Source organism: Brevibacillus aydinogluensis, assembly GCF_961514395.1.
Classification (GTDB): Bacteria; Bacillota; Bacilli; order Brevibacillales; family Brevibacillaceae; genus Brevibacillus; species Brevibacillus aydinogluensis.
Genome location: NZ_OY569118.1, coordinates 245,001 through 269,852 on the forward strand (window position 1 = coordinate 245,001; position 24,852 = coordinate 269,852).

Below are 24,852 nucleotides of genomic sequence, written 5' to 3' on the forward strand. Positions count from 1 at the left end.
GGGAAGACTCGGTCTTTTGTTCTGTTTTTGGCCGGGTCTTCAAAAATCCTTTGCAGAAATTTGTTAACTAAAATACAATTTTGGTTGACAAATTGCTTTCCAAATATTGTGCCGAAGGAGGGGACCCGGTTGTCACATCCACATACCTACGAAGAATTGGCACGAAAAAACAAACAGTACCTCTGGCATCCCTTCACGCAAATGAAGGACTACGTGGCGGAAGATCCGCTGATCATCGCGCGGGGCGAGGGGATCAAGCTGATTGACGTAAACGGCAAGGCCTATTACGACGGGTTTTCGTCCGTCTGGCTGAACGTTCACGGCCACAACGTGCCGGAGCTGAACCGGGCGATTGTCGAGCAGTTGGAGCAGGTGGCGCACTCCACCCTGCTGGGCATGGCCAATGTACCGTCCATTCTGCTGGCGGAGCAGCTTGTCGGCATTGCGCCCGACGGCTTGACCAAGGTGTTCTACTCCGACAGCGGAGCGACCGCCGTGGAGATCGCCTTGAAAATGGCGTTTCAGTACTGGCAGAACATTGGCGTCACCGGCAAGCGTTCCTTTATTACCATGAACAACGCCTACCACGGGGATACGATCGGCGCCGTCAGCGTCGGGGCGATTCCGCTGTACCACGAGGTGTACCGGCCGCTGCTCTTTTCCTCGTATACGATCCCGTACCCCTATCCATATCGTCACGAGGGAGAGCGGTCCGCCGTCGAAGAGACGCTTGCCAGTCTGGAGCGGCTGCTTATTGAGAAGGCGGACGAGATCGCCGCGCTGATCGTGGAGCCGATCGTCCAGGGGGCGGGCGGGATGATCATCATGCCCGACGGCTGCCTGAAGCAGATAGCCGATATGGCCCGGGCGTATGACGTGCTGCTGATCGCCGACGAAGTGGCTACCGGTTTTGGCCGCACCGGCAGGATGTTCGCCTGCGAGCACGAAGGCGTGACGCCGGACATCATGGCGGTGGCGAAAGGGATTACCGGCGGCTATTTGCCGGTAGCCGCGACGCTGACAACGGACCGGGTATACGACGCCTTTTACGCCGACTACGAGGAGCAGAAGACGTTTTTCCACGGTCATTCCTACACCGGCAATCCGCTCGGCTGCGCCGTCGCCCTGGCCAACTTGCGTCTGCTTAAAGAGCGGCGGATCGTCGAGGGAGTGGCGGAAAAATCGCGCCGTCTGGCGAAGCTGCTGGCGCCGCTGGCCGATTTTGACCACGTGGGAGAGGTGCGGCAAAAAGGCTTTATGGTCGGCATCGAACTGGTGCGGGACAAGCAGACCAAAGAGCCGTATCACTGGGATGAGCGGATCGGCGTCCGGGTCTGCCGACGGGCGCGGGAAAACGGGCTGCTGACCCGGCCGCTGGGCAACGTCGTCGTGCTGATTCCGCCGCTGGTCAGCACGGAGGACGAACTGGCGGAGATGGTGGGCATTCTGGCGGAAGCGATCGAGGACGTAACCGCGTCAGCCGCGGTCAAAGGAGCGTGACACGGATGGGAGACGAGTGCTTCGCCGGCTTGTTCGTCGCCGGCACCGACACCGGGGTGGGGAAAACAGTCGTGACGGGCGGACTGGCCGCTGCCCTGCGCGAGGACGGCCTGAATCTGGGGGTCTGGAAGCCGGTCCAATCGGGGGGAGAAACGGAAGAAGAGCGGGATTCGTACCGCCTGCGCACGCTTTCGGGTGTAGCCGACGCCTGCGAGGAGATCGCCCCGTTTTCCTTTGCCGCGCCGCTGACCCCGCTGCTTGCCGCCGAGGCGGAGGGCGTCAGCCTTTCCCTGGAGACGATCATCGCGTCCGGCCGGCCGCTCAAGCGCCGGCACGATGCGCTGCTGGTGGAAGGAGCGGGCGGATTGGCGGTTCCATTGACCGCAAGCGAGCTGATGATTGATCTGGCCGCCCGCCTCGGCATGCCGCTGCTGCTCGTGGGGCGCGCCGGTCTGGGGACGATCAACCACACCCTGCTGTCGGTGGAGTACGCCAGGCAGCGGGGCATCACGGTAGCGGGGGTCATCCTGAACGGCAGCCGTGCGGACAATGGCGACCAAAGCGTGGAAAGCAACGTGGTGATGATTGAACGGTTCGGCGATGTGCCCGTGCTCGGGCAAATACCCTGGTTGGAAGGGAACATGACCCGTGCCGGTGTGATCGAAGCGATACGCCGCCATGCCGATCTGGAGCGCATCCGCGGCTGGGTGGAAAAAAGCATGCTGCAAAAAGGAGAGGATTGCCGATGAATCGAGTGGAGACGGCCGTAAACTGGACGGAATACGCGGAAAAAGCGCTGGCCGGGGAGGGACTGACGCGGGAGGAGGCGCTGTCCGTGCTGCGGGCGGACGACGATGACATCCTGCCGCTCATGCACGCCGCTTTTCGCGTTCGAAAGCGCTACTACGGGAAAAAGGTAAAGCTGAACATGATCATCAACGCCAAGAGCGGGCTGTGTCCCGAAGACTGCGGCTACTGTTCGCAGTCGATCGTCTCCAGCGCGCCGATCCAAAAGTACACGCTGTTGAACAAGGAGACCCTCCTGGCAGGAGCGCGTGAGGCGCTGAACCGCAAGGCCGGCACCTACTGCATCGTCGCCTCCGGACGGGGCCCCACGGACAAGGAGCTGGAGCAGGTGATCGAGGCGGTCAGGGAGATTCGCGCCACCATGCCGCTGAAAATCTGTGCGTGTCTCGGCCTGTTGAGTGAGGAGCAAGCGGCCCGGCTGGCGGAGGCGGGCGTCCACCGCTACAACCACAACCTGAATACCAGCCGCGCCAACTACAGCAACATCACGTCGACCCATACCTACGATCAGCGCGTGGAAACGGTGGAAACCGTGAAGCAGTCGGGGATGTCCCCCTGCTCCGGGGTGATCATCGGCATGGGAGAAAGCGATGAGGAGGTCGTCGAGATGGCGTATGCGCTGCGCGAACTGGACGCCGATTCCATCCCGGTCAATTTCCTCAACGCGATTCCCGGCACACCGCTGGAAGGATACGGGCGGACGCCGGCCCTGCGTGCGCTCAAAGTGCTGGCGCTGTTCCGGTTTGTCTGTCCGACCAAGGAAATCCGCGTCGCAGGCGGGCGCGAGGTCAACCTGCGGACCCTGCAGCCGCTGGCCCTGTACGCGGCCAACTCCATTTTCGTCGGCGATTACCTGACCACGCCCGGCCAGGAGGTTGCGACCGACCATCAGATGATAGAAGATCTCGGCTTCGAGATTGAGCGCTGCGCGCTGCAGGAGTGAGGCGGATGAACGGAACCGTCTATTGCGACTGGATGGAAGCGGAGCTGGACGCGCTCCGGCAGCAGTCCCTGCACAGGTGCCTGCGCATTGTGGACGACCGCGGCGAGGAAGGGGGCAAATGGCTGACAGTTGGCGGCAGGAGGCTGTTTAACCTCTCCTCCAACGACTATCTGGGCCTGGCGGGCGATCCCCGGATCGCCGATGCTGCCCGTCAGGCGGCGGAACAATGGGGAGCGGGAGCAGCCGCCTCCCGGTTGATTTGCGGCAATCACCGCTGGTATGCCGATCTGGAAGAACGTCTGGCCGAATGGAAGCAGCGGGAAGCGGCGCTGGTCTTCGCCAATGGCTACATGGCCAATCTGGGGGTAATCGCCGCGCTGGTCGGGCGGGCGGACGCCGTGTTCAGCGACCGGCTGAACCACGCCAGCATTGTCGACGGCATCATTCTCAGCCGCGCCCGCCACTACCGCTACCGCCACAACGATCCGGAACACCTGGAGCACCTGTTGAAAAAGCACGCCGGACACCGCCGCGCCCTGATCGTCACCGATGCCGTCTTTTCCATGGACGGAGATGCGGCGCCGCTAAGTGAACTGGTGGAGCTCAAAGCGCGCTGCGGCGCGATGCTGATGGTGGACGAGGCGCATGCCGGCGGCGTGAGAGGCAGCAGGGGGCAGGGGCTGTGTCACGAACTGGGACTGCACGAGCAGGTGGATGTGATCATGGGCACCTTCAGCAAGGCGTTTGGCGTGTACGGCGCCTACGTCTGCGCCGACCGCGTGCTGATCGACTACCTGGTCACGAAGACGCGCCCGCTGATCTACTCCACCGCGCTGCCGCCGATGGTGGTGGCTGCCGTCCGCAAAGCGCTGGAAGTGGTGCAGGAGGAAGGCTGGCGCCGCACCCGGCTCAGGGAAAACAGCGCCTGGTTTCGCCGGCGGCTGCGGGCGTGCGGTTTTGCGATCGGAGAGGGCGACTCGCCGATCATCCCGTGGATCGTCGGCGACAACAGGCAGGCGCTCCGGTTGAGTCAACGTCTGGAGGAGCGGGGGATCGCCGCCGTCGCCATCCGCCCCCCGACCGTACCGGAAGGCACTGCCCGCATTCGTTTTTCTCTAATGGCGACGCATACGCGTGAGGAATTGGAGGAGGTTATTCGGCAGATGCAGTTGGCGGCGGGAGCAGGAGAGGTGGAGACGGGATGAAGGCGGCGATGCTGTGGTTGAACGGGTGGGGGATGTCCGACGAGGTGTGGTGCAGCATGCAGAGCCAGTTTCCGGAGTGTGCGCACACCGTCCCTGACCTGTCCGTGGCGGACCAGCCTGAAGCGTTTTACGAGATCGCCCGTCAGGCGGCATTATCGACTGCTTCCCTGCCGCTGATCGCGGTCGGCTGGTCGCTGGGCGGGATGCTGGCACAGCGGCTGGCAGCTGAGGGGTTGGCCGCAGGGCTGGTCTTGATCGGCACGACGGCCCGGTTTGTGCGTCCCCGCGAGGAGCGGCGGCTCGGCTGGCTGGACGCGCAGGTGCGGCGGATGGAGCGGGCGCTGTACGCGGATCGGACGGGCGTGATGCGGACGTTTTGGCAATCGATGTTTACGGCAGAGGAGCGGCAGCAGGCCGATTCGTCCGTCTCTGTATGCGACGCATGGCCCCTGTCGGCACTCGCGGCCGGATTGTCTTACATGCGGGAGGAAGACCTCCGTCCGCATCTCGGAAGCATCACCTGCCCTACGCTGGTGATTCACGGGACGGCCGACGGGATCTGCCCGTTTTCGGCAGGGGAGGAATTGGCCGCGAGCATACCGGCGGCCCGGCTGGAGGCAATCGTCGGGGGAGGTCACGCGCTGCCGCTCGTCCATTGTAATGCTGTAGCGGACGCAATCAAAAGGATGGTGGAACACAGTGTGGAAAGCAGCAGTCAGCAGACGGTTCAGTGAAAAGGCCGACACCTATGACCGGTACGCCCTGGTGCAGCGGGAGATGGCGGCGGAACTGGCGGCAGCGCTGGAGGCTGAGATGCCGCTGACGAACGAGGTTCGCCGGGTGGTGGAAGTAGGCTGCGGTACGGGCGGTTTGACCAGCCTGCTCCGCGATCGCTGCGGCAGTGCGGAGTACCTGGCGCTGGACATCGCGCCGGGCATGCTGGAAGCGGCGCGGCGGCGCCTTGGCCCGACCGGGCGGACGTGCCGGTTTGTGCTGGCCGACGTCGAGGAGTGGATCTGGAAGCAGGCGGAGCAGTGGGCCGATCTGATCGTCTCCAGCGCCTGTTTTCAATGGCTGCGGCAGCCGGAGAGGACGGCGGAGGGACTGTATCGGCTGCTGCGGCCGGGTGGCTCGCTGCTATTTGCCACCTTTGGGCCGCGGACGTTTTGGGAACTGCACGACTCGTTTTCATCGGCCTACCGCAACCTCCGGCGGGAGCCGCAGCGGCACGGGCTGTCATTTTGCACGCCGGACGAATGGCGGGCGATGCTGGATCGGGCCGGTTTTGCCGGCGTGCGGATACGTACCCGGGAGGTGCGGCTCCACTATCCGGACGTGCGTTCGTTTTTGCACGCGGTCAAGGGAATCGGCGCCAGCACCGGTCCGGCGTCGGACAGCGCCGGGTTGGGGCAGCGGCGGTTGCTGACGGAAATGATGGAGGCGTACCGGAGCCGTTTTGGCGGAGCGGAGGGCATTCCCGTCACGTACGAACTTGTCTATGTGGCGGCCGAACGGCAGGAGGGAAGGGAAAAATCGGTTGGTCCCAACCGGCAGGATATTTTGCGAAAAAAGGGAATTGTATGATGAAGACCTTCATGCTGTTTTCCAAGGAGTGATCCAGATGAGTCAGAAAGAGGTAGTGATTGTCAGCGCAGTGCGCACGGCCATCGGCAGTTTTCAGGGCTCGCTGTCCGGTGTCAGCGCGCCGCAGTTGGGAGCTGTCGTGCTGGAGGCGGCTTTGCAGCGGGCAGGCGTTGCGAAGGAAGCAGTGGACGAAGTAATCATGGGCAACGTGCTGCAGGCTGGACTGGGACAAAATCCGGCGCGCCAGGCGGCGATCCGCGCAGGACTGCCGCAGGAGACGCCGTCAATGACGATCAACAAGGTATGCGGCTCAGGATTGAAAGCGCTTCACCTGGCTACCCAGGCGATTCTCTGCGGCGATGCAGACGTGGTGCTGGCCGGTGGCATGGAGAACATGAGCCAGGCACCCTACCTGCTGGAAGGGGCCCGCAACGGCTACCGCATGGGCGACCAGAAAGTCGTCGACTCGATGATCCGCGACGGCTTGTGGTGTGCGTTCAACGATTATCACATGGGCATCACGGCGGAAAATCTTTGTGTCGAGTACGGGATTAGCCGGGAAGAGCAGGATGAGTTTGCCGCCTGGAGTCAGGAAAAGGCGCAGCGCGCCCTGGCAGAGGGGCGTTTTCGCGACGAGATCGTGCCCGTGCCGATTCCGCAGAAAAAGGGAGACCCGGTCCTGTTTGAGGTGGATGAATTTCCTCGCGCCGGCGTGACGGTGGAATCGCTCGGCAAGCTGCGGCCGGCATTCAAAAAGGACGGAACGGTGACCGCGGGCAACGCGTCGGGTATCAACGACGGAGCGGCCGCCCTGTTGGTCATGTCCGGCGAAAAGGCGGCCGAGCTGGGTGTCAAGCCGCTGGCCCGGATCGTCGCCAACGCCAGCGCCGGTGTCAACCCGGGCATCATGGGCATCGGACCAGTACCGGCGACGCAGCGGGTGCTGAAAAAGGCAGGTCTCTCACTGGACGAGATCGATTTGATCGAGGCCAACGAGGCGTTCGCCGTCCAGTCGCTGGCAGTCGGAAAGGCGCTGGGCATCCCGCGCGACAAACTGAACGTAAACGGCGGTGCAATCGCCCTCGGACACCCGATCGGCGCCAGCGGAGCGCGCGTGCTGGTCACGCTGATTCACGAATTGCACAAGCGTTCAGGGGTAAAATATGGATTGGCGACGCTGTGCATCGGAGGCGGACAAGGAGTGGCCACAGTCGTCGAGAAACTGTAAGCGGACAGGCTACAGTTTCATGCGCAAGGAGACGTACAACTTGTCGGTTTTTGTAAGAAATGGTTCGCCATTTTCAAATGTGAACGCTTTGTGTACAGAATAAACCGCACGTTGACAAAGGGAATAAATCTTCGTTAATATGGATGAGGGCAAAGGGGCACTTGACACCTGCCCTCTCCTTGTGTATGAAAGGGGGCGGTCCAGTGCCGAAAATTGATAATCCGTGGCGGGCCATCACGCTGGTCAGCCTGATCGGTGTCGATCTGGCCGTCTGCGTTATCGCAGGCGTCTATCTGGGCAGGTACGTCGACAACCTGCTCGCCACCAAACCGTGGTTTATGATGATCGGATTGCTCGCCGGATTGGGTATAGGCGTGTACAGTGTCTACCGCATAGTCCGCGGTTACCTGTAGGGAGATTGAACATGCATACGTTTACTTCGGCTATGCGAGCGGCTTTCCGCTATGCTTTTGTTTGTATGGCCCTGGTTGTGATACTCTGGGCCCTGTTGCCTCAGCATCGATTGTTTTTGCAAAGCCTCCTGCTCGGTATGGGCGGGAGTGTCCTCAGCGGCACGCTGCTGGTCAGCAAAACCTGGCGGATCGGCCAGATGGCTGTCGATCCGAATGTGCGGCCGAAAGGAACTGGCATGCTGCAGCGCCTTCTCGTGGCCGGATTTGCCGTCTTTATGACAATCCGCTTTCCCCATCTGTTTGTGCTTTCCGGCGTGCTGATCGGCCTTTTCCTCTTTCAAGTTCTAGGCTTCTTTTTTGTTTATCGCTCCTTCAAATAGATTGGATTGACAAGCATTTTTTCGTTCTGATTTGCTGGTGCAACAGATTCGCGCGGAAGAAAGGGGTGAAATACATGCATTACTCTCTGCGATTCGAATGGTTGGGCATGGTGTTTGACATCTCGACCATCATTGCGATTGTGGTAACAGCCTTGATTGTGCTGTTCTTCTGCATCGGGATGACCCGCAACCTCACCTCTGGCGTTCCCGGAGGCAGGCAAAACGTGATGGAGTGGATTGTCGACTTCGTCACCGGTATCACCAAAAGCTACATCGAGCCGAAAAAGGCAGCCGGTTTTGTCTCGCTGGCGCTGACGCTGTTCCTCTACATCTTCATCGGGAACCAGTTGGGCCTTCTGTTCAACGTGAACACGGCGATTCACAACAATCCTGAGAAGAACCAGTATGTGAGCGATACCGTCAAAGACATGCTGACGGTCGCTACGACGGAAGAAGCCAAAAAGGAAAAGCTGGCGAAGCTGGAAGAGGAGATCAACGATCCTCACGGCCACGGCGCCTCCATCGGCTGGTGGAAATCGCCGACCGCCACTCCGAGCGTAACCTTTGCGCTGGCATTGGTGGTTCTTCTGTACGCCCACTACCTGGGGATGAAGAAAAGCTTTGGCGGCTGGCTCAAGCACACGTTCCTGAACCCGATTCACATCCTCGAAGAGTTCATCATCAAGCCGCTGACGCTTCCGTTGCGTCTATTCGGTAACATCTTCGCGGGCGAGGTTCTCATTGCGTTCCTGCTTGGCGTGGGGATCTTCGGCAGCATTCCGCTGTTCCTGTGGCTGGGCTACTCCGTATTCGTCGGCTCGGTCCAAGCCTTTATCTTCACCACGCTGGCGATGGTATACATTTCCCAACAAGTGAATGACCAACATTAATTCGCAGTAGATGTTTATTTTTCACAACACTAAGGAGGTATTTTTACAATGGAAGGTTTGGCTCTTGCAATCGGTATCGTATTTGGTCTGGCTGCTCTGGGTGCAGCGATCGGCAACTCCCTGGTAATTTCTCGTACAATTGAAGGCGTCGCTCGCCAACCGGAAGCACGCGGTAGCCTGATGGGTCTGATGTTCCTCGGTCTCGGTCTCGTCGAGGCGGTTCCGATTATCGCGGTTGCGATTGGTTTCATCCTCTTCGGTCGTCTGTAAGCGAGCGAACAATCGAAACGATAGGCGGGGGCTTGACCTTCGCCTCTATTTTGGTCAGTGGACGGTGTACACGTTTCCATTGACACCGGTGTCGGCTGAGTGTGGCGTCCCGTACGGCGCACCGCCGACACTCGCACATCTTGTGCGTAACATAGTGGCTTGCCTCGCCTGGTGCGCGGCGATGCCACGTTATTCTTGCGGAAACAAACGGCTGTACCCGTAGAGATACATTCTCCTGTGTGCAAGGAAGGAGTGAAACGAATGCTCGACTTTGGTGCCGTAGCCCTCGAATGGGGCTCGCTTTTAACCCAAGCTATCGTATTCCTGCTGCTGCTGCTGGCGGTTCGCAAGTTTGCCATGGGCCCGATCGTGGCAGTGATGGAAAAGCGTCGTCAGCATATTGAAAACGAAATCACCACGGCTGAGCGCAGCCGCAAAGAAGCGGAAGCACTGCTGGCCGAACAGCGCCGCGTGCTGGACGAAGCTCGCCTCGAAGCCAAATCGATCATCGACCGCGCGACGAAGCAAGCGTCCGATGAAGCAGCCAAAATCGTGGCTGACGCCCAAGCTGCTGCTGAACGCATGAAAGCGGACGCAAGCGCGGAACTGGCGCGTGAAGTGGAGAAAGCGAAGGCAGAACTGCGCGACCAAATGACCGGTCTGTCCGTACTGCTCGCATCCAAGATCATTGAGAAAGAACTGGATGAAGCGACGCAAAAAGCGACGATTGACAAATTCCTCGCTCAAGTGGGAGATCGCCTATGAGCGGCGCGGTAAGCAAGCGCTACGCTCGCGCGTTGTTTGAAGTAGCCAGCGAGCGTGGGAAGCTCGACCAGATTGAAGCGGATCTGAAAGCGGTCGTGGAAGCGATTGAACAGAACGCCGATCTGAGCAAGATTCTGCTCCACCCGCACATCGCGCGTGCGGCGAAAAAATCCCTGGCCGACGACCTGTTCAAACGCCATGTGAGCGAAGAAACGCACAACTTCCTCAATGTCCTGATCGACAACGGACGCGAGGGACAACTGTTGGAGGTCTACCGCTCCTTTGTGCGGATGGCCAACGAAGCCCGCGGCATCGCCGAAGCGACCGTGACCAGTGCCAAGCCGCTCAGTGACGAAGAACAGGCGGAGCTGGCGGAAAAGCTCGGACAAAAGCTGAACAAGAAGCTGCGCGTGCAAACCGTCGTGGACCCGTCCATTCTGGGCGGCATCGTCATCAAGATCGGCGACCGTCTGTACGACGGCAGCATCAAGACAAAACTGGAACACTTCGCGCATCAGCAATAAGATCGTTTGGATGAATGGGGTGAATATATAGTGAGTGCAATCAGACCAGAAGAAATTAGCTCCCTCATCAAAGAGCGGATTGCTAATTTTACATCTGAAATCGAAGTTGTGGACGTAGGCACGGTCATTCAGATCGGTGACGGTATCGCTCGCGTTCACGGTTTGGAAAAAGCCATGGCGGGGGAACTGCTCGAGTTCCAAAACGGCGTCATGGGTATGGTACTCAACTTGGAAGAAGACAACGTGGGTGTCGTTATTCTCGGTCCGTTCCGCGACATTAAAGAAGGCGACACGGTAAAACGCACCGGCCGCATCATGGAGGTGCCGGTGGGCGAAGCGCTGCTCGGCCGTGTGGTAAACCCGCTCGGTCAACCGCTCGACGGACTGGGCCCGATCAACACGACGGAATTCCGTCCGGTTGAAAGCCCGGCTCCTGGTGTTATGGCGCGTAAATCCGTTCACGAGCCGCTGCAAACCGGTATCAAGGCAATCGACGCGATGATTCCGATCGGTCGCGGTCAGCGCGAGCTGATCATCGGTGACCGTCAAACCGGTAAAACGGCTGTGGCGCTGGACACCATCATCAACCAAAAAGGCCAAAACATGATTTGTATCTACGTGGCAATCGGCCAAAAGCAATCGACCGTTGCCAACATCGTGGAAACCCTGCGCAAGCACGGTGCCCTGGAGTACACCATCGTGGTGTCCGCGACGGCGTCCGACCCGGCTCCGCTCCTGTTCCTGGCTCCGTACGCAGGCGTGTCCATGGGTGAATACTTCATGTACAAAGGACAGCACGTCCTCTGCGTGTACGACGACCTGTCCAAGCAAGCAGCGGCATACCGCGAAATGTCCCTCCTGCTCCGTCGTCCTCCGGGCCGCGAAGCGTATCCGGGTGACGTCTTCTACCTGCACTCCCGTCTGCTGGAGCGTGCTGCGAAGCTCTCCGACGAAATGGGTGCCGGTTCCCTGACTGCACTGCCGTTCATCGAAACGCAAGCGGGTGACATTTCCGCGTACATTCCGACCAACGTAATCTCCATCACCGACGGTCAGATCTTCCTGGAGACCGACCTGTTCAACTCCGGTCAACGCCCTGCGGTTAACACGGGTCTTTCCGTATCCCGCGTAGGTGGTGCGGCGCAAATCAAGGCAATGAAAAAAGTTGCCGGTCCGCTCAAGCTGGAGCTGGCCCAATACCGCGAGCTGGCAGCGTTTGCGCAGTTCGGTTCCGACCTGGACAAGGCGACGCAAGCCCGTCTGACCCGCGGTCAGCGCCTGATGGAAGTCATGAAGCAAAACCAATTCGATCCGATGCCGGTGGAGAAGCAGGTTGCCATCATCTACGCCGCAACCAAAGGCTATCTCGACGATATTCCGGTAGAGGATGTGCGCCGTTTCGAGAAGGAATTCCTCTCCTACCTCGATTCCAACAAGCCGCAACTGCTCGAACACATTCGCACGACCAAAGAGCTTCCGGATGAAAAAGACCTGAACGCAGCGATCGAAGAGTTCAAAAAAGGCTTTTCGGTTAGCCGCTAAGCGGATATAGATTGACATCTGTTGCATGCCGGCCGACTGCGGTTCGGCATGCACCCCCAAGGTGGTGAAAAGAGAGTGGCTAAAGGAATTCGCGAAATTCGAAGCCGTATCAAGAGCTTTAAGAATACGCGCCAAATCACCAAGGCGATGAAGATGATGGCGGCAGCGAGACTTCGCCGCGCCCAGGAGAGAGCGGAAGCGGCACGTCCGTATGCTCACAAGATCCGGGAGGTTATTGCCAGCATCGCGAGCGGCACGACTGCGGTAAAACATCCGATGCTGGAATCCCGGCCGGTGAAAAAGACCGGGTACATCGTCATCACCTCGGACCGCGGCATGGCTGGCGGCTATAACGGAAACGTCATTCGGAAAGTGCTCCAGGCCATCAAGGAGAAGCACAAGTCGCAGGACGAATACGCCATCTTTGTGCTGGGGCGCAAAGGGCGCGATTTTTTCCGCAAGCGCAACTACCCGATTATTGATGAGGTCGTGGGACTGCCCGGCAACCCGACGTTTGCCGACATCAAGAAAATCGCCAGCGCGGCGGTTCAGATGTTTGCCGACGAAAAAATCGACGAGCTGTACCTTTGCTACAATGAATTCCGCAGTGCCATTTCGCAGGTGCCGACGATTACCCGTCTGCTCCCGCTGAACGCTGTGGAGAGCGGTGAACAGCGCCAGATGAACTACGAATACGAACCGTCCGCTGAAGAAGTGCTGTCGGTGCTGCTGCCGAAATATGCAGAAACGCTCGTGTACAGCGCGCTCCTGGATGCAAAGGCGTCTGAGGAAGGAGCCCGCATGACCGCGATGGGCAACGCAACGGACAATGCAACCGCCATGATCGACAAGCTGACACTGGAGTACAACCGTGCCCGTCAGGCAGCCATTACCCAAGAGATCTCCGAAATTGTCGCAGGTGCGAATGCGCAAGCGTAATGGCTAGGTAAACGCCCAAATCAGTTTCACAGGAGGGAAGAAGTAAGATGGCGAAAGGACGCGTGGTTCAGGTAATGGGTCCCGTTGTAGACATCGAGTTTGAACGCGGACACCTGCCTGCCATTTACAATGCGATCAAGATTCAACATAAAGCGCAAAACGCGGGGGAGCGCGACATTGATTTGACCGTTGAGGTTGCGGTTCACCTGGGCGACAATCGCGTACGTACCGTTGCGATGGCATCCACCGACGGTCTGGTGCGCGGCATGGAAGCGATTGACACAGGTGCTCCGATCTCCGTACCGGTTGGTCAGGTAACCCTGGGCCGTGTATTCAACGTGCTGGGTGAACCGATCGACCTGAAGGAACTGGGCGAAGTGGAGCGCCGCGACCCGATCCACCGCAAAGCGCCGGAGTTTGTAGAACAAGCAACGACCGTAGAAATTCTCGAAACCGGTATTAAGGTAATCGACCTGCTCGCGCCGTACATCAAGGGTGGTAAAATCGGTCTGTTCGGCGGTGCGGGCGTAGGAAAAACCGTTACCATCCAAGAGCTGATCAACAACATCGCACAAGAGCACGGCGGTATCTCCGTATTCGCCGGCGTAGGCGAGCGCACGCGTGAAGGTAACGACCTGTATCACGAGATGAAAGACGCAGGCGTTCTGCCGAAAACCGCGATGGTGTTCGGTCAGATGAACGAACCGCCGGGTGCGCGTCTGCGCGTGGCGCTGACCGGTCTGACCATGGCGGAGTACTTCCGTGACGAAGAGGGCCGCGACGTACTCTTGTTCATCGACAACATCTTCCGCTTTACCCAAGCGGGTTCCGAGGTATCCGCGCTGCTGGGACGCATGCCGTCTGCGGTAGGTTATCAGCCGACGCTGGCAACCGAGATGGGTCAGCTGCAAGAGCGCATTACCTCTACGAAAAAAGGTTCCGTAACGTCCATCCAAGCGATCTACGTACCGGCGGACGACTACACCGACCCGGCTCCGGCTACGACCTTCGCACACTTGGACGCTACCACCAACCTGGAGCGTTCTATCGCCGAGCTGGGTATCTTCCCTGCGGTTGACCCGCTCGCATCCACATCCCGTGCGCTGTCCCCGGACATCGTCGGACAAGAGCACTACGAAGTGGCGCGTGGCGTGCAAAAAATCCTGCAGCGCTACAAAGAGCTCCAGGACATCATCGCGATCCTGGGTATGGACGAGCTGAGCGACGAAGACAAGCTGATCGTAGCTCGTGCACGCCGCATTCAGCGCTTCCTGTCCCAACCGTTCCACGTGGCCGAGCAGTTTACCGGCTTCCCGGGCAAATACGTCCCGCTCAAGGAAACGGTCCGCAGCTTCAAAGAAATCCTGGAAGGCAAGCACGACGATCTGCCTGAGGCGGCATTCCTCTACGTAGGTACGATTGAGGAAGCGGTTGAGAAAGCGAAGACCATGGCGTAAGACACCCTGGAAAGGGGAGACCAGTAAGTGAGCAAGATGACAGTGGAAGTCGTAACTCCTGAACGGGTTGTCTACAGCGGCGAAGCCAGCATGGTCATTGCCCGAGGCGTGCAGGGGGATCTCGGTATTTTGCCGAACCACATGCCGCTGGTAACCCCGCTGAAAATAGCGCCTGTTCGGATCAAGACGGAAGGCGAGAAAGAGATTCGCATGGCCGTAAGCGGCGGGTTCATGGAAGTTCGCGGCGACAAGGTGACGATTCTGGCCGAGACGGCAGAACTTCCGGAGGACATTGACGTGGAACGCGCCAAGGCGGCAAAAGAACGCGCCGAAAAGCGTTTGATTGACAAGCATCCGGACCTCGACATTCGCCGTGCCGAACGCGCCCTGCAGCGCGCCATGGCTCGTCTCGATGTGACCAACAATCTGTAAGCAAATATCCCCGCGCCACCCGGTTGCGGGGATTTTTCCTGTAGCGGGACGATTTTTTTCCAGTTGGTACTGACCTGCTGTTTCCGTTATAATAAACCTAATGCTCTGTGCCGAGGCGTGCCGTGTGCCCTATAACAGCGAAGGGGGCTGGACGGCACCGGCGATCGGAAAGAAGGAGAGTGTAAGTCATGCAAACGATTCGCGATATTCGCAATAACCAGCAAGGTGTAGTCATTCCCAGCGGATATACGGCTAACGGCTGGTACAACGTGTTGTCTCATGACATGAACGTCCTGTTTCAGGCGTTGTGCTACGTGGTAACCAAATGCGAAAGCAAGGAAGAAATGAAGCAGCAATTGGACAGCTTCAAAGGATTGCAGCATGTGTTTTCCACACTGAATAAGGAAAAATTCAAGTCGGAACAGGACTACAATGCCTATGTGGAGCACGTGGAGAAACACAAGGAGTTCCTGGAGCGCTCCGGTTATCAGTACCCGACCTCCCGGGATGAGGCCATCGAACTGCTGACCAAGTGGGGGCTGGTACTGGACAAGGGCGACGTGTGGGACATCCCCGTACATCCGTTCCCGGACACGGTCGATCTGTTCCAACTGACCGATGCGGAGAAATTTGCCCTGACCCACATCAAGCTGGAGGTATTGGTTCATCCGATCTTCAGCCGTTTGGTGTTGAAACTGCATGAGCACGAGGAAAACACCTTTACCTACACCAAGGCTGAACTGAAAGAGATGCTGAACACCAACGATGCGATGCTGAACGAAGTGCTGATCAAGCTGACGCCGTATATGGAAGAGCCGATTGAAAACATGTTTGAGATTCCGGATGACCAACCGATGACCTTTACGGTTGTATGGGAGCGCATTTACGAGGATTTCCTCGGACAAGAGTTCTCCGCGAATGTTCAATAATAAAGGATATTTGTAATTGGAAAAACTTAGGGACTTTTCTCTAAGTTTTTCCTTTTATTGTCAGAGGAGGGGGCTTTGGTTAGACACTCGTTTGGCGATTTGCTATAATGATGTAGGTATTTTTTTCTAACAGTGTCAGGTTGGATCAGCAGCTTGTCCTGGGGCCGCATGATGCACGAAAAAATACCAGTGTCAATTGTATCGGGATTGCGTTCAAAATTTTTCATATTTTTCACAGAGCGGAGGGAACGTCGGTGAGTGAGGTTTACACCAACAATTACGTGATTGTGGCGATTTTCCTGATCCTTGGGATACTGCTGCCGGTGGCAACCGTGAGCATCATCGGACCACTGCTGCGTCCCAGGAAGCCGACGCCGGAAAAGCAAACCACCTATGAAAGCGGTAACATTCCTGTGGGGGACAGTTGGGTGCGCTTCAACGTCAAGTACTACATTTTCGCCCTGCTGTTTGTCATTTTTGATGTAGAAACCCTCTTTCTCTATCCATGGGCGGTCGCCTATAACCAGTTGGGCCTGTTTGCCCTGATAGAGATGGTGATTTTTATCACGTTGCTGGTGGTTGGTTTGATCTACGCTTGGAGAAAGAAGGTGCTGGAATGGAACTAGATCTCACGAGCATCGCGCCTGAACTGCAGGAAGAACTGAATCGCAACGTCATGTTTACGACGCTGGAAACGCTCAAGGGGTGGGTGAGGAGCAATTCCCTCTGGCCGCTGACGTTCGGGTTGGCCTGCTGTGCCATCGAGATGATGGGTACCGGCGGCTCCCGATTCGACCTTGACCGCTTTGGCGTCATTTTCCGTGCCTCCCCGCGGCAATCCGACGTGATGATCGTGGCTGGCACGGTCACGAAAAAAATGGCGCCGCTCTTGCGCAGATTGTACGACCAAATGCCGGAACCCAAATGGGTCATCGCCATGGGCTCCTGTGCCACGGCCGGCGGGCCGTACGTGAGGTCGTACAGCGTGGTGAAAGGTGTAGACCAGATTGTGCCCGTCGATGTCTACATTCCGGGCTGTCCTCCCAACCCGGCAGCATTGATTTACGGCATAAACAAGCTGCAGGAGAAAATTCGCTACGAGGCGAAGACCGGAAAGCGGGTGACCAGCCAATGAGCGACGAAAAGCGCAAACCGACGCCGGAAGAAAAGGCGAAGGCTGCGGCAGAGGCCCGGGCCAAGGCTGAGGCGTTGCGTAAAGCGAAAGAACAGCAGGCGAAAGGGACAGAGCAATCTGCGGCATCCCCTTCGAATGCACAGGCTGCAGGCGGCGACACGTCTGAAGTCCAGCCAACTGCGGCCAAGCCTGTTTCGGAAATGACACCGGAAGAGAAGGCGAAAGCAAAAGCAGCGGCAGCAGCTGCCGCGGCGGCGAAGGCAAAGGCCGCGCGAGAAGCAGCGGAAGCTGGCGGAGCAGAGTCGGGCGGAGACGCCGACGCGAAGGCAAAAGCGGCAGCGGCGGCCAAGGCTAAAGCAGCGGCAGCAGCTGCCGCGGCGGCGAAGGCAAAGGCCGCGCGAGAAGCAGCGGAAGCTGGCGGAGCAGAGTCGGGCGGAGACGCCGACGCGAAGGCAAAAGCGGCAGCGGCGGCCAAGGCAAAGGCCGGCGGGGCAGCAGGAGCTGACGAGGCAGCCGAAGCGCCCAAACAGCCATCTCCCAATCAGCCGTATTTGGACAAATACGTGACCCGTATTTCCGAAGCGTTTGGTGCGGATGTGCTGGAAGCAGCCTATATCAACGAGCTGTCCAAAGACGTTCCGACGCTGGTGGTGAAAAATGAGCGCTGGCATGATGTGGCCCGGTTTCTGAAAGAAGACGAGGCGCTGGCGTTCGACTACCTGTCCGATTTGCACGGCGTCGATTACGAAGACCGCATGGAAGTCTACTATCATTTCTATTCCTACAAAAATCGGCAGAGCCTGGCGGTAAAGGTCAAAACCAACCGCGAACAACCCAGTGTCTCGTCGGTTATGGACATTTGGCGCGGTGCCGATTGGTGTGAACGGGAAACATTCGACTTGTTGGGTATTTATTTCCCGGGACATACCGAATTGCGTCGAATTTTGCTGCCGGACGAGTGGATCGGCTATCCGCTGAGAAAAGATTACGTGCAGTACGACGAGGAGGTGTAGCAGATGAACCGCGACATCCTATTGACGAATGCCACGACATCTCCTGAGTCGGGTATCCGGACGGAAGAAATGCTCCTCAACGTCGGACCGCAGCACCCCAGTACCCACGGTGTATTGCGTCTGGTCGTCAAAATTGACGGGGAGACCATCAAGGAAGCAACTCCCGTGATAGGTTATCTCCACCGGGGGACGGAAAAGCTGGCGGAAAACCTGACGTACACGCAGATCATTCCCTATACTGACCGGATGGATTACGTCGCTGCCATGACCAACAACTACGTCTTTTGCCACGCCGTCGAGACGATGATGGGCGTGGAAGTGCCGGAGAGGGCGCAATTCCTGCGGCTGATCGCAATGGAACTGAACCGCGTGGCCAGCCACCTGGTATGGTGGGGGACGTACCTGTTGGACCTCGGGGCGATGGGACCGTTCCTGTACGCCTTCCGCGACCGGGAAAGCATCCTGGATTTGTTCAATGAGCTGTGCGGAGCGCGTATGACATTCAACTACATGCGCGTCGGCGGCGTGAAGTGGGATGCGCCGCCAGGCTGGATCGACAAGGTAAAAGAGTTCGTCCAATACATGAAAAAGGAATTGAACAACTACCACAGACTGGTGACCGGCAACGAAATATTCATCAACCGGCTGCGGGGGATCGGCAAGTTTGATCAGAAGACTGCGCTGGATTACTCGCTCTCCGGCGTAATGCTGCGGTCCACCGGGGTGAAGTGGGATTTGCGCAAAGACGAGCCGTACTGCATTTACGACCGTTTCGAGTTTGACGTGCCGACGGCTACCGAAGGCGACTGCCTGGCGCGTTACCATTTGCGGGTGGCGGAGATCGAACAGTCGTTGCGCATTCTTGAGCAGGCGCTCGATCAATTTCCCAGCGAGGGAGAAATCATGGGCAAAGTGCCTCGCGTCATTCGTCCGCCAGCAGGCGAGGCGTTCGTGCGGATCGAGGCGCCGCGCGGGGAGATTGGCTGCTACATCGCCAGCAACGGCAAGGATAAGCCGTGGCGCGTGAAGTTCCGCCGCCCGTCGTTCCACAATCTGCAGATCCTGCCCAAACTGTTGGAGGGCGAAAACATCGCCAACATGGTGGCCGTCCTGGGCAGCATCGACATTGTGCTCGGGGAGGTTGACTGCTGATGAGCGATTTGTTGCAACAAACGCCCTCATGGAGCACCACACTCTGGTTTGCTCTGGCGGCGGTGGCACTGCTGCTCGTCGTGCTGTTTTTCGTCACCTACGCGATCTATTTTGAACGCAAGGTGATCGGCTGGATGCAGCTGCGGATTGGTCCCAACCGCGTCGGTCCTCTCGGTCTGTTGCAGACGGTGGCGGACGTGGCGAAGCTGCTGCTGAAGGAAGATACGAGGCCGCAGCATGCCGACAAGGCACTGTTTACGCTGGCCCCCATTCTGGCGTATGCGCCCGCGTTTGGCGTCCTGGCCGTCATGCCGTTTACGGACAGCATTCGCTTTGCCGATCTGGGCATTGGCCTGCTCTATTACATCGCCTTGTCCGGCATCACCGTTCTGGGCGTGATTACGGCTGGCTGGGCTTCCAACAACAAGTATTCGCTGATCGGCGGATTGCGCTCCGCCGCGCAGATGATCAGCTACGAAGTGCCGCTGGTCATGTCTGTGGTCGGGGTCGTGCTGATGACCGGCAGCATGAACCTGCGGGAGATTGTATTGGCGCAGCAGGATGTGTGGAATATCGTGCCGCAGTTTCTCGGCTTTGCCGTCTTCATCGTGGCGGCACAGGCGGAGCTGAACCGCACGCCGTTCGACCTGCCGGAGGCCGAATCGGAACTGGTGGCCGGCTACCACGTAGAGTACTCCGGGTTCCGCTTTGCCATGTTCATGCTGGCGGAATACGTCTACATGTTCGGCATGGGCGCCCTGGTGACCATCCTGTTTTTGGGCGGCTGGCTGCCGATCCATCCCAGCCTTTCCTTCATTCCAGGTATTGTCTGGTTTGTTCTCAAATTCTTGCTCTACGTCTTTTTCCAGTTCTGGGTACGTGCGACGTTCCCCCGTCTGCGCGTCGACCAGTTGATGTCGTTTGCCTGGAAAGTACTTCTGCCGCTGGCGCTCTTGAACATCCTGCTGACCGCCGTGGTGATTTCCTTCCAGAACGGCATGATCTCCTAGACGCCGAGCCGTATCACGATCTTGACCAGAGGGGTGACACACATGCTAGGACTGGCCAAAGGCCTGGGGTATACATTTAAAAAGCTGACCGAGAAAAAAGTGACCCATTTCTACCCGGACGTGCCTTTTCCGATGCCGCCCCGGTTTCGCGGCATTCAGCACTTCTCGCCGGAACGATGCATCGTCTGCAACCAGTGCGCGCGCATCTGCCCGACGCAGTGCATCCAATTGACGGGCAAGCCTCATCCCGATCCGGAGAAAAAGGGGAAAATCATTGACACCTACGACATTAACTTTGAAATCTGCATCCTGTGCGACCTCTGTACGGAGGTGTGCCCAACGGAAGCGATCGTGATGACCAACAACTTCGAGTTGGCCGTGTACAGCCGGGACGAGTTGTACAAGGACCTGAAGTGGCTGGACGACAACAATACCAACGTCAGGGAGGAGAATTAGTCATGACCGGCGAATTTCTGGCCTTTTTCATCCTCTCCCTTCTGACGATCGGCGGCGCGGTCTTCATGATCAGCTTCACCCGGGTGGTGCACATGGTCATTTCGCTCGGGATCACGTTTATCAGCATCGCTGGCTTGTTCATACTGCTGGACGCCGAGTTCATTGGCGTGGCCCAGGTGCTGGTATACTCGGGCGCCATATCCATCCTGATGCTGTTCGGGATCATGCTCACCAAGCACGACGCTTCCGACGAAGGGACGGGACGATCCTGGAAGAACATCTTCAGCCTGGTGTTTGTCGCTGGCCTGTTCGGCCTGATGTTCTGGGGCATCCAAAAGACCACATGGACGGCGCCGCCGGAGGGGGCCGCGCAGGCAGTCAGCGTCAAGCAGCTTGGCGTGGAGATTTTCACGAAGTATGTCATTCCGTTTGAACTGGCATCCGTTCTGCTGCTGGTGGCGCTGGTGGGCGCGATCATCATGGCGAAAAAGGAGGGGGACAGCGAATGAGTGTAAACATTACCTCCTATTTGCTGGTGGCCCTGATTTTGTTTTGCGTCGGACTGTACGGGGCACTGACCAAGCGAAACGCGGTGGTTGTCCTGCTGTCCATCGAACTGATGCTGAATGCGGTCAACATCAACCTCGTGGCGTTCGCCAAGTACGGGCTGTTCCCGGCCGTGACGGGGCAGATTTTCACCCTGTTCACGATGACGGTGGCGGCAGCCGAAGTGGCGGTGGGACTGGCAATCCTCATCGCGCTGTACCGCAACAAAGTGACCGTCAACGTGGATGAGATGGATTCGATGAAACGCTAGACGAAAAGGAGGACAAAGATGGATACCCTGATGCAATACGCGTGGCTGATTCCTCTGTTTCCGCTTCTTGCTTTCATCGTGATCGTCTCGTTTGGCCGTCAGTTGAAAGAAGGAGCTGCCGCCGTCGGTATCCTGTTGACTGCCGTGTCGTTTGGGTTGGCGGCGCTGACGTTTTGGCAGAGGTTTCAGGAGGGAGCGTCCGATTACGCGTTCTCCCTCGACTGGCTGCAGGTGGGCGACATCGTCATCACCATGGGCTTTGAAGTGAACCAACTGAATGCCATGATGCTGGTGATTGTCACGCTGGTCAGCCTGCTCGTGCAAATCTACTCCAAGGGATACATGCACGGAGACGAGCGCTTCCCCGTGTTTTACCAATACCTGGCCTTGTTCACCTTTTCCATGCTGGGTCTGGTGATCTCGCCAAACCTCTTGCAGGTCTACATCTTCTGGGAACTGGTAGGGGTCTGCTCGTTCCTGTTGGTGGGCTACTACTACTTCAAGCCGGAGGCCAAGGCGGCTGCGAAAAAGGCGTTTATCGTCACGCGGATCGGCGACCTGGGCTTGTTCATCGGCATCTGCCTCCTGTTCTGGTGGACCGGCAGTTTTGAGTTCGCGCAAATTTTTGACAGCATCGCGCTCGGCAAACTGGAGCCGTGGATGATTACGCTGGCGGCGATCCTGATCTTCGTCGGCGCAGTCGGCAAATCCGGCCAGTTCCCGCTGCACACCTGGCTGCCGGACGCGATGGAAGGGCCGACGCCGGTGTCCGCCCTGATTCACGCAGCGACGATGGTGGCGGCCGGCGTGTACCTGGTGGCGGTCACGTATCCGCTGTTTGTCGCGTCTGATATCGCACTTAATGTGGTGGCCTACGTCGGTGGGTTTACGGCCATTTTTGCCGCGTCCATCGGCCTGACGCAGCGCGACATCAAACGTGTGCTCGCCTACTCGACGGTCAGCCAGTTGGGCTACATGATGCTGGCGCTCGGAGTGGCCGGAGCGGCCGGCTATGTGGCGGGGACGTTCCACCTGATGACGCACGCGTTTTTCAAGGCGCTGCTGTTCCTCGCGGCCGGCAGTGTTATCCACGCGGTACATACGCAGGACGTGTTTGAGATGGGCGGCCTGTGGAAAAAGATGCCGGTAACCGCGCTGACGTTCTTGATCGGCTGTCTGGCGATTGCGGGGATTTTCCCGTTTGCCGGCTTCTGGTCCAAAGAGGCGATTCTCAGTGCCGTGTACGAGGCGCACCGCTTTGATCTCTTGTGGCTGGCGATCATCGCCGCGTTCTTCACTGCGTTTTACATGTTCCGGCTGTTCTTCCTGACGTTTGCCGGGGAGCCGCGGGGCAGACATGACGGCCACGAATCGCCGGGGGTCATGACCGGTCCGCTGCTGATCCTGGCCGTGCTGGCGATCGGGGCCGGCTTTGTCAATACGCCGTACGCCCCGTATCTGACGGAATGGTTGCTGTCCGGTGAAACGGGCGAGGTCATTACCGCCGCATTCGGCGAGGGAACGGGCCACGCCGCCGCCTGGCTGCAGGTCGTGGCGCTGTTGGTCTCGCTTTTGGGCATTGTGCTGGCCTATCTGATGTACGGCAAGCGCTACATTCCGGCGGACGCCATCCCGGAAACGATGCCGTGGCTGTATCAATTGTCCTACCGCAAATACTTTATTGACGAACTGTATCACCACGTCATTGTCCGTCCGCTCAACTGGCTCGGACTGCTGCTTGATTTGTTCGACCGGTACGTGGTGGACGGTCTTGTGGCCCTGACCGCGAGCATCACCAGAGGCATCGGCTCGCTGCATGCCCGGGCACAAAACGGCCAGGTGCAGTCGTACGGGGCCGTGGTGCTGTTCGGATTGCTGCTGTTGGTTGTCGCGATCAGCCTGACGGCGCAGGGAGGTGGATTCTTTGGTCAATAGTATCCTGCTGAGTTTGATCGTCTTTTCGCCGCTGCTGGCCATCCTGATCCTGGCGTTCGTCCCGCGTCATCAGGGCGGTGTGATCAAACAGATTGGGGTGCTGGGCACGCTGCTGCCGCTGGCGCTGTCCCTGATGTTGTTCGCCGCCTTCAACTACGAGACGGCGGAGCCGCAATTTGTCGAAAGCGTCAAGTGGATTTCCATCCCGATCGGGTTTGCCCAAGGGGGGGAAATGTTCACGTTTGACCTGGACTATGAGCTGGGAGTGGACGGCGTCTCCATGCCGCTGATCGTTCTCACGGCGATTGTCGGCACGCTTGCTGCTGTCGCCTCCTGGCAGATCAAAAAACGGCTGAAGGAATACTTCATCCTGTTTCACCTGCTGCTGATCGGCATGCTGGGCGTATTCGCCTCGCAAAACCTGTTTCTGTTCTTTATCTTCTTTGAACTGACGCTGGTGCCGACCTTTTTCCTGATCGGCATCTGGGGCTACGGAGAACGCGAACGGGCGGCCAACAAGTTTTTGCTGTACAACGGGATCGGCTCTGCGGTCATGCTGATCGCCTTCATCGTGCTGTTTGTCTTCCTGCAAACGTTGAACATGGAGAAGATCGCGACGATTTTGGCAGCGGCCGACCATCCGGCTGCCGCTGCGATGACGCCGGCGTTCCGCTTCGGCCTGTTTCTCGCCTTGTTCATCGCGTTTGCGGTCAAACTGCCTGTGTTTCCGTTCCACACCTGGATGTTGAAGGTGCACGTGCAGGCGCCGCCGGCGATTGTGATGATCCACTCCGGTATTCTGCTGAAAATGGGGGCATACGGGCTGTTGCGCATGGGCATCGGCTTTTTCCCCGAACAGGCGTATCAGTTTGCCGGGTGGATGGCGGTGCTGGGGCTGATCAACATTTTGTACGGAGCCGTGCTCGCCTTTGTCCAAAAGGACTTGAAAATGGTGCTGGCCTACTCCAGTATCAGCCACATGGGCATCGTCTTGCTGGGATTTGCCGCGATGAACACGATCGGGTTTCAGGGAGCGATGTTCCAGGTAGTCTCTCACGGCTTCATCTCTGCGCTGCTGTTTTTCCTGATCGGCGTGATCTGGGAACGGACGCAAACGTCGATGATCAGCGAACTGGGCGGCCTGGCCAAATCGATGCCGTTTGTGAGCGGCATCCTGCTGGCGGCGGGGATGGCCTCCCTGGGACTGCCGGGCATGTCCGGCTTCATCAGCGAATTCTTCGCCTTCCTGGGTTTGTTCGGCGACATGCCGGTTCACGCCGCAATCGGCACGCTGGGCATCGTGTTGACGGCCGCCTACCTGCTGCGGGCGATCCTGCGCACGACGTTTGGCCCAACGCCGGAGCGGTTGAAGGGGTTGGCCGACGCTCAGCCGATGGAAGTGGTGCCGATGGTGGTGCTGCTCGGCTTCATCATCCTGATCGGGGTCTATCCCGCCGTGCTCGGCAATCCGATGCAGCAGACTCTGAAAACGCTCGTACCCATCGTGACGGGGATAGGAGGGTAAT

The 24,852-nt window shown here is 58.4% G+C and carries 28 protein-coding genes; all 28 read left to right on the forward strand.

The features are described from left to right. Positions 1 to 108 precede the first annotated feature (108 nt). The 28 genes from bioA to Q7F15_RS01225 all read left to right on the forward strand — a co-directional run bounded on the left by bioA (position 109) and on the right by Q7F15_RS01225 (position 24,851). The gene (gene bioA, locus Q7F15_RS01090; RefSeq protein WP_376717859.1) at positions 109 to 1,500 is read left to right on the forward strand and encodes an adenosylmethionine--8-amino-7-oxononanoate transaminase; all 1,392 of its coding nucleotides are present in this window, start codon (positions 109 to 111) and stop codon (positions 1,498 to 1,500) included. 5 nt (positions 1,501 to 1,505) lie between these two features. Then, complete coding sequence (gene bioD, locus Q7F15_RS01095) at positions 1,506 to 2,249, forward strand: dethiobiotin synthase (RefSeq protein WP_304414915.1); 744 nt, start codon at positions 1,506 to 1,508, stop codon at positions 2,247 to 2,249. After that, on the forward strand, positions 2,246 to 3,250 hold the full coding sequence (bioB, locus tag Q7F15_RS01100; RefSeq protein WP_304414916.1) for a biotin synthase BioB: 1,005 nt from the start codon (positions 2,246 to 2,248) through the stop codon (positions 3,248 to 3,250). Before bioD ends, bioB begins: the two co-directional genes overlap by 4 nt. A 5-nt stretch (positions 3,251 to 3,255) precedes the next feature. Continuing rightward, positions 3,256 to 4,455 (forward strand): 8-amino-7-oxononanoate synthase, encoded by a 1,200-nt coding sequence (gene bioF, locus Q7F15_RS01105; RefSeq protein ID WP_171564087.1) that lies wholly within the window; start codon positions 3,256 to 3,258, stop codon positions 4,453 to 4,455. After that, positions 4,452 to 5,189, forward strand: a complete 738-nt coding sequence (locus Q7F15_RS01110; RefSeq protein ID WP_212132564.1) for an alpha/beta fold hydrolase — start codon at positions 4,452 to 4,454, stop codon at positions 5,187 to 5,189. The genes bioF and Q7F15_RS01110 overlap by 4 nt, the downstream gene beginning before the upstream one ends. After that, positions 5,155 to 6,039 (forward strand): malonyl-ACP O-methyltransferase BioC, encoded by an 885-nt coding sequence (bioC, locus tag Q7F15_RS01115; protein WP_171564091.1) that lies wholly within the window; start codon positions 5,155 to 5,157, stop codon positions 6,037 to 6,039. The genes Q7F15_RS01110 and bioC overlap by 35 nt, the downstream gene beginning before the upstream one ends. A 37-nt stretch (positions 6,040 to 6,076) precedes the next feature. Continuing rightward, a complete protein-coding gene (locus Q7F15_RS01120; RefSeq protein WP_171564093.1) occupies positions 6,077 to 7,267 on the forward strand; it encodes an acetyl-CoA C-acetyltransferase in 1,191 nt (396 codons plus the stop codon). A 203-nt stretch (positions 7,268 to 7,470) separates the two neighbouring features. Beyond that, positions 7,471 to 7,680, forward strand: a complete 210-nt coding sequence (locus Q7F15_RS01125; protein WP_230077507.1) for an AtpZ/AtpI family protein — start codon at positions 7,471 to 7,473, stop codon at positions 7,678 to 7,680. Between the two features lie 11 nt (positions 7,681 to 7,691). Then, the gene (locus tag Q7F15_RS01130) at positions 7,692 to 8,060 is read left to right on the forward strand and encodes an ATP synthase subunit I (protein WP_171564094.1); all 369 of its coding nucleotides are present in this window, start codon (positions 7,692 to 7,694) and stop codon (positions 8,058 to 8,060) included. A 74-nt stretch (positions 8,061 to 8,134) separates the two neighbouring features. Continuing rightward, positions 8,135 to 8,950 (forward strand): F0F1 ATP synthase subunit A, encoded by an 816-nt coding sequence (gene atpB / locus Q7F15_RS01135; RefSeq protein ID WP_304414917.1) that lies wholly within the window; start codon positions 8,135 to 8,137, stop codon positions 8,948 to 8,950. 48 nt (positions 8,951 to 8,998) lie between these two features. After that, positions 8,999 to 9,220, forward strand: coding sequence for a F0F1 ATP synthase subunit C (atpE, locus tag Q7F15_RS01140; RefSeq protein WP_015893623.1), 222 nt, complete (start codon positions 8,999 to 9,001; stop codon positions 9,218 to 9,220). Positions 9,221 to 9,481: 261 nt separating this feature from the next. Further along, positions 9,482 to 9,985: a F0F1 ATP synthase subunit B gene (atpF, locus tag Q7F15_RS01145; protein ID WP_171564097.1), complete on the forward strand. Its 504-nt coding sequence runs from the start codon at positions 9,482 to 9,484 to the stop codon at positions 9,983 to 9,985. Then, complete coding sequence (locus Q7F15_RS01150) at positions 9,982 to 10,509, forward strand: F0F1 ATP synthase subunit delta (protein ID WP_171564099.1); 528 nt, start codon at positions 9,982 to 9,984, stop codon at positions 10,507 to 10,509. The genes atpF and Q7F15_RS01150 overlap by 4 nt, the downstream gene beginning before the upstream one ends. Before the next feature lie 30 nt (positions 10,510 to 10,539). Beyond that, entirely contained in the window at positions 10,540 to 12,051 is a 1,512-nt protein-coding gene (atpA, locus tag Q7F15_RS01155; RefSeq protein WP_171564100.1) for a F0F1 ATP synthase subunit alpha, read from the forward strand. Positions 12,052 to 12,126: 75 nt separating this feature from the next. Next, on the forward strand, positions 12,127 to 12,990 hold the full coding sequence (gene atpG / locus Q7F15_RS01160) for an ATP synthase F1 subunit gamma (RefSeq protein ID WP_171564102.1): 864 nt from the start codon (positions 12,127 to 12,129) through the stop codon (positions 12,988 to 12,990). A gap of 47 nt (positions 12,991 to 13,037) precedes the next feature. Continuing rightward, entirely contained in the window at positions 13,038 to 14,447 is a 1,410-nt protein-coding gene (gene atpD / locus Q7F15_RS01165) for a F0F1 ATP synthase subunit beta (protein ID WP_029100366.1), read from the forward strand. Positions 14,448 to 14,474: 27 nt separating this feature from the next. After that, a complete protein-coding gene (locus Q7F15_RS01170; protein WP_065067430.1) occupies positions 14,475 to 14,879 on the forward strand; it encodes a F0F1 ATP synthase subunit epsilon in 405 nt (134 codons plus the stop codon). 188 nt (positions 14,880 to 15,067) lie between these two features. Continuing rightward, positions 15,068 to 15,808: a DUF6042 family protein gene (locus Q7F15_RS01175; RefSeq protein ID WP_171564103.1), complete on the forward strand. Its 741-nt coding sequence runs from the start codon at positions 15,068 to 15,070 to the stop codon at positions 15,806 to 15,808. 254 nt (positions 15,809 to 16,062) lie between these two features. Next, complete coding sequence (locus tag Q7F15_RS01180) at positions 16,063 to 16,434, forward strand: NADH-quinone oxidoreductase subunit A (protein WP_171564105.1); 372 nt, start codon at positions 16,063 to 16,065, stop codon at positions 16,432 to 16,434. After that, positions 16,425 to 16,943 (forward strand): NuoB/complex I 20 kDa subunit family protein, encoded by a 519-nt coding sequence (locus Q7F15_RS01185; RefSeq protein ID WP_171564107.1) that lies wholly within the window; start codon positions 16,425 to 16,427, stop codon positions 16,941 to 16,943. Before Q7F15_RS01180 ends, Q7F15_RS01185 begins: the two co-directional genes overlap by 10 nt. Further along, positions 16,940 to 17,956 carry an NADH-quinone oxidoreductase subunit C gene (locus Q7F15_RS01190; protein WP_304414918.1) on the forward strand — a complete coding sequence of 339 codons (1,017 nt, stop codon included), beginning with the start codon at positions 16,940 to 16,942 and terminating at the stop codon, positions 17,954 to 17,956. Before Q7F15_RS01185 ends, Q7F15_RS01190 begins: the two co-directional genes overlap by 4 nt. A gap of 3 nt (positions 17,957 to 17,959) precedes the next feature. Then, positions 17,960 to 19,108 (forward strand): NADH-quinone oxidoreductase subunit D, encoded by a 1,149-nt coding sequence (locus Q7F15_RS01195; protein ID WP_171564110.1) that lies wholly within the window; start codon positions 17,960 to 17,962, stop codon positions 19,106 to 19,108. After that, on the forward strand, positions 19,105 to 20,118 hold the full coding sequence (gene nuoH, locus Q7F15_RS01200) for an NADH-quinone oxidoreductase subunit NuoH (RefSeq protein ID WP_171564203.1): 1,014 nt from the start codon (positions 19,105 to 19,107) through the stop codon (positions 20,116 to 20,118). The genes Q7F15_RS01195 and nuoH overlap by 4 nt, the downstream gene beginning before the upstream one ends. 42 nt (positions 20,119 to 20,160) lie before the next feature. Then, positions 20,161 to 20,574: an NADH-quinone oxidoreductase subunit NuoI gene (gene nuoI, locus Q7F15_RS01205; protein ID WP_171564111.1), complete on the forward strand. Its 414-nt coding sequence runs from the start codon at positions 20,161 to 20,163 to the stop codon at positions 20,572 to 20,574. A 2-nt stretch (positions 20,575 to 20,576) separates the two neighbouring features. Then, positions 20,577 to 21,083: an NADH-quinone oxidoreductase subunit J gene (locus Q7F15_RS01210; RefSeq protein ID WP_171564113.1), complete on the forward strand. Its 507-nt coding sequence runs from the start codon at positions 20,577 to 20,579 to the stop codon at positions 21,081 to 21,083. After that, positions 21,080 to 21,391, forward strand: coding sequence for an NADH-quinone oxidoreductase subunit NuoK (gene nuoK, locus Q7F15_RS01215; protein ID WP_171564115.1), 312 nt, complete (start codon positions 21,080 to 21,082; stop codon positions 21,389 to 21,391). Before Q7F15_RS01210 ends, nuoK begins: the two co-directional genes overlap by 4 nt. Before the next feature lie 18 nt (positions 21,392 to 21,409). Beyond that, positions 21,410 to 23,326: an NADH-quinone oxidoreductase subunit L gene (gene nuoL, locus Q7F15_RS01220; RefSeq protein ID WP_171564116.1), complete on the forward strand. Its 1,917-nt coding sequence runs from the start codon at positions 21,410 to 21,412 to the stop codon at positions 23,324 to 23,326. Further along, positions 23,316 to 24,851, forward strand: a complete 1,536-nt coding sequence (locus tag Q7F15_RS01225) for a complex I subunit 4 family protein (protein ID WP_171564119.1) — start codon at positions 23,316 to 23,318, stop codon at positions 24,849 to 24,851. The genes nuoL and Q7F15_RS01225 overlap by 11 nt, the downstream gene beginning before the upstream one ends. Position 24,852: the final 1 nt, after the last annotated feature.